General features: G+C 67.4%; 3 protein-coding genes. All 3 read right to left on the reverse strand.

Annotation, left to right across the window (positions count from 1 at the left end; genetic code table 11):
* On the reverse strand, positions 1 to 673 hold a 673-nt coding region (locus RMO97_RS09115), incomplete at its 3' end, for an EAL domain-containing protein (RefSeq protein ID WP_310540502.1).
* A gap of 193 nt (positions 674 to 866) precedes the next feature.
* Complete coding sequence (locus tag RMO97_RS09120) at positions 867 to 2,525, reverse strand: choline dehydrogenase (RefSeq protein ID WP_310540504.1); 1,659 nt, start codon at positions 2,523 to 2,525, stop codon at positions 867 to 869.
* Positions 2,526 to 2,604: 79 nt separating this feature from the next.
* Positions 2,605 to 3,483: a 3-hydroxybutyryl-CoA dehydrogenase gene (locus tag RMO97_RS09125; protein ID WP_304782867.1), complete on the reverse strand. Its 879-nt coding sequence runs from the start codon at positions 3,481 to 3,483 to the stop codon at positions 2,605 to 2,607.
* Positions 3,484 to 3,637 lie beyond the last annotated feature (154 nt).

Below are 3,637 nucleotides of genomic sequence, written 5' to 3' on the forward strand. Positions count from 1 at the left end.
GGTCGCGGTTGGCGCGCAGCAGGTCATGGAACTGGGGGAAGAACTCGTCGTCGCCCAGGCTGGCCATCGAGACATTGCAGAAGATGCCCACGCGCCGGTCCTGGGCCGCCAGCCGGCGCACGATCTGGACACAGCGGAACAGCAGCAGATTGTCGATGGCGGTGACCATGCCGCCGGGTTCGGCCACGGCCAGATATTCGGCCGGCATGATGATCTGGCCGGACGGATCGCGCAGGCGCGTGAAGCTCTCGTAAAACACCGTCCGGCGCTGGGGCAGGCTGACCACCGGCTGGAGGTAAAGGTCCACCCGGCCCTCGGTGAGGGCGGCCCGGACGGTCTCCAGCAGGGCGCCTTGCTGGCGCGGGTCCGCGGCGGCGGACGGCCGGGCGAACACAACGTCCCCGCCGCTTTCGTCCAGCCGGGTGCGCATCCGCTGGACCAGGTCCTCCAGCATGTGGACCTCGCCAGTCAGCTCCTCGGAGCGGCGCGCGGCGTCATCGGTGACGGTGTCCACCACCTCGACCACGCGGGCGTCCATGCGCTCCATCTGGTCGATGAGGATGCGCTGGGCCTCGCGGATGTTCTCCAGCTCGCGGCGCAGGGCGGCGTTCTCGAGGCTGTGCATGATCAGCCCGTGGAAGGTGTAGCAAAGGGCGAATCCGGCCGCGAGCATGGACAGGCCGGCCGCCCAGCCTCCCCCGTTACGCCACAGGAGGAGGGCGAAGATAAGAGCAACACAGAGATAGGCGCCCGAAAGAAGCGCCAAGGTGAGCCGTCGCATGGGTCCGCCTGCCCGAATCGCCCTGAGTATCGGCTGCGCCGCCGGTGCAAGTCGAACAGATTAACGATTGCGCGAGGCGCTCGCGCTAATTGGACGCGGCCGCCTTGCCCAGCACCATGTCGGCGGCCTTCTCGGCGATCATGATGGTCGGCGCATTGGTGTTGCCCGACACCAGGCGCGGCATCACCGAGGCGTCCACCACCCGCAGGCCCTCGACGCCCCGCACCCGCAGCTGGGCGTCCACCACCGCCATGGGGCCGGAGCCCATCTGGCAGGTGCCCACCGGGTGATAGATGGTCGTTCCGGCCATGCGGGCATAGCCCAGCAGGGCCTCGTCATTGCTGAAGTCCGGGCCCGGCAGCATCTCGTGGTCGATATAGGGGGCCAGGGCCGGCTGGGCGGCGATCTTGCGGCCCCATTTCAGGTCGGCCACCGCCACCTCCTGGTCGAGGGAGTCGGAGAGGTAGTTGGGGGCGATGGCGGGATAGACGGTCGGATCGGCCGACTTGATGTGGATGGTTCCCCGGCTCTCGGGCCGCACCTGGCAAGGCGCGATGGTCAGGCCGGGCGCGCCGTCCAGCTCCATCTTGCCGCTTATGGCCTTCTCCAGGTTCTGGGAGGCGGGCAGGATGTGGAACTGGATGTCCGGTCCTGCCAGGTCCGGCCTAGATTTACAGAAAGCCGCCACGTGGGCCGCCGACAGGGTGAGCAGGCCCTTGCGCTGGAAGGCGTATTTCAGAATCTCGCCCAGGAAGCGGGGCCCCTTGGTCAGCTCGTTGACCGACACCGTGCCCGCCTTCAGGCGGTAGGTGACCGCCATGACATAGTGGTCCTGCAGGTTCTCGCCGACGCCGGGCAGGTCGGCCACGACCTCGATCCCGTGGTCGCGCAGAAGTTCGCCGGGGCCGACGCCCGACAGTTGCAGCAGTTGCGGCGAGTTGATCGCGCCCCCGGCAAGGATCACCTCGCGCCGCGCCTTGGCGATCTTGCGCTCGCCGTTCTGCAGGTACTCGACCCCCACCGCCCGTTTGCCCTCGAAGATCACCCGCGTGGTGAGCGCCCGGGTCTCGACCTTGAGGTTCGCCCTGCCCATGGCCGGGTGCAAATAGGCCACCGCCGCTGAGTGCCGCTGCCCGTTCTTGACGGTCAGCTGGTAGTAGCTGACCCCCTCCTGGTTCTCGCCGTTGACGTCCTCATTGCGCGGGATGCCGGCCTCAACACACGCCTCCACCACGGCGTCGGACACCGCGTGCTTGGTGGTGACGTCGGAGATGTTGAGCGGCCCCCCGACGGCATGGTGCGCGTTCGCCCCACGTTCCTGGTGCTGGGAGCGCTTGAAATAGGGGGCGACATCGTCCCAGCCCCAGCCCTCGCAGCCCAGCTGGCGCCAGCCGTCATAGTCGGCCTGTTGGCCGCGGATGTAGAGCAGGCCGTTGATCGAGGAAGAGCCCCCCAGGACCTTGCCGCGCGGCCAGGTATGAACGCGCCCGCCCGTGCCCGGATCGGGCTCGGTGGGATAGAGCCAGTTGACCTTGGGATCCTTCAGCGTCTGGGCGTAGCCCACCGGGAAGTGGATCATGACGTTGGAGAGGAACTGCCCCGGTTCCCTGGTGGGCCGGTCGTCGCCGCCGGCCTCCAGCAAAAGGACGGTGTTGGCCGCGTCGGCGCTCAGGCGATTGGCCAGCACGCAACCGGCCGAACCCGCGCCGACGATGATGTAGTCCGCGGTGGGGGTGTCAGACATCGGGGCGGCTCCGGCGGGGGGTTTTGATCCGCCCCCGTTGTGTCGGTTCACCGCGCCCGCGTAAACGGCCGATTGGGCCCTAGCGCGTGGGGACCGGGACGTCGCCGCGATAGTCGTAGAACCCGCGGTCGGTCTTGCGGCCCAGCCAGCCGGCCTCGACGTACTTCACCAGCAGCGGGCAGGGCCGGTACTTGGAGTCGGCCAGGCCCTCATAGAGGACGTTCATGATCGACAGCACCGTATCCAACCCGATGAAGTCGCCCAGTTCCAGCGGACCCATCGGATGGTTCGCGCCCAGCTTCATGGCCGTGTCGATGGCCTCTACGGTGCCGACGCCTTCATACAAGGTGTAGATCGCCTCGTTGATCATCGGCACCAGCACCCGGTTGACGATGAAGGCCGGGAAGTCCTCGGCGTTGGCGGTGGTCTTGCCCAGGGACTTGGCGAAGTTGACGGCGGTCTCGTAGGTCGGCGCGTCGGTGGCGATGCCGCGGATGATCTCCACGAGGTTCATCAGCGGCACGGGGTTCATGAAGTGCAGGCCGATGAATCGGCCGGGCCGGTCCGAAGCCGCGCCCAGGCGGGTGATGGAGATGGACGAGGTGTTGGAGGCCAACAGGGTGTTGGGGCCGAGGTGCGGGGTGAGCGCCTTGAAGATCGACTTCTTGACCTCCTCATTCTCGGTGGCCGCCTCGATGGCCAGGTCCGTGCCGCCGATGGTCTGCAGTTCCGGAGCGGCCTTGATGCGGGCGATGCCCACGTCCATGGCCTCCTGGGTGATGATGCCGCGCACGACCTGGCGGGTCATGTTCTTGCGGATCTGGGCCAGGCCCGTCTCGATCCGCTCGGCGCTCACGTCATGCAGCAGTACATCATAGCCGCCAAGGGCGACCACGTGGGCGATGCCCGAACCCATCTGACCTGCGCCAATGACGCCGACCGACTTGATATCAACCATGTCGACTAAGCCTCGATCATGCCGGGCGGTATCCCTGTCCGCCACGGCTTGTGACGAGTTTCTAACATGCCGATGTGCGGCGCCGCCAAGGCTTTTGCTGCGGCGCAGCGCGAGGAGGCCCGGCGACTGTGGCGCGGACGCCGCGATCGGGCCC

Source organism: Phenylobacterium sp. (assembly GCF_031425575.1).
Taxonomy (GTDB): domain Bacteria; phylum Pseudomonadota; class Alphaproteobacteria; order Caulobacterales; family Caulobacteraceae; genus Phenylobacterium.

Coding starts and splice junctions, on each gene's coding strand:
- RMO97_RS09125 (WP_304782867.1), bottom strand. CDS start 3,483: ATGGTTGATATCAAGTCGGTCGGCGTCATTGGCGCAGGTCAGATGGGT.
- RMO97_RS09120 (WP_310540504.1), bottom strand. CDS start 2,525: ATGTCTGACACCCCCACCGCGGACTACATCATCGTCGGCGCGGGTTCG.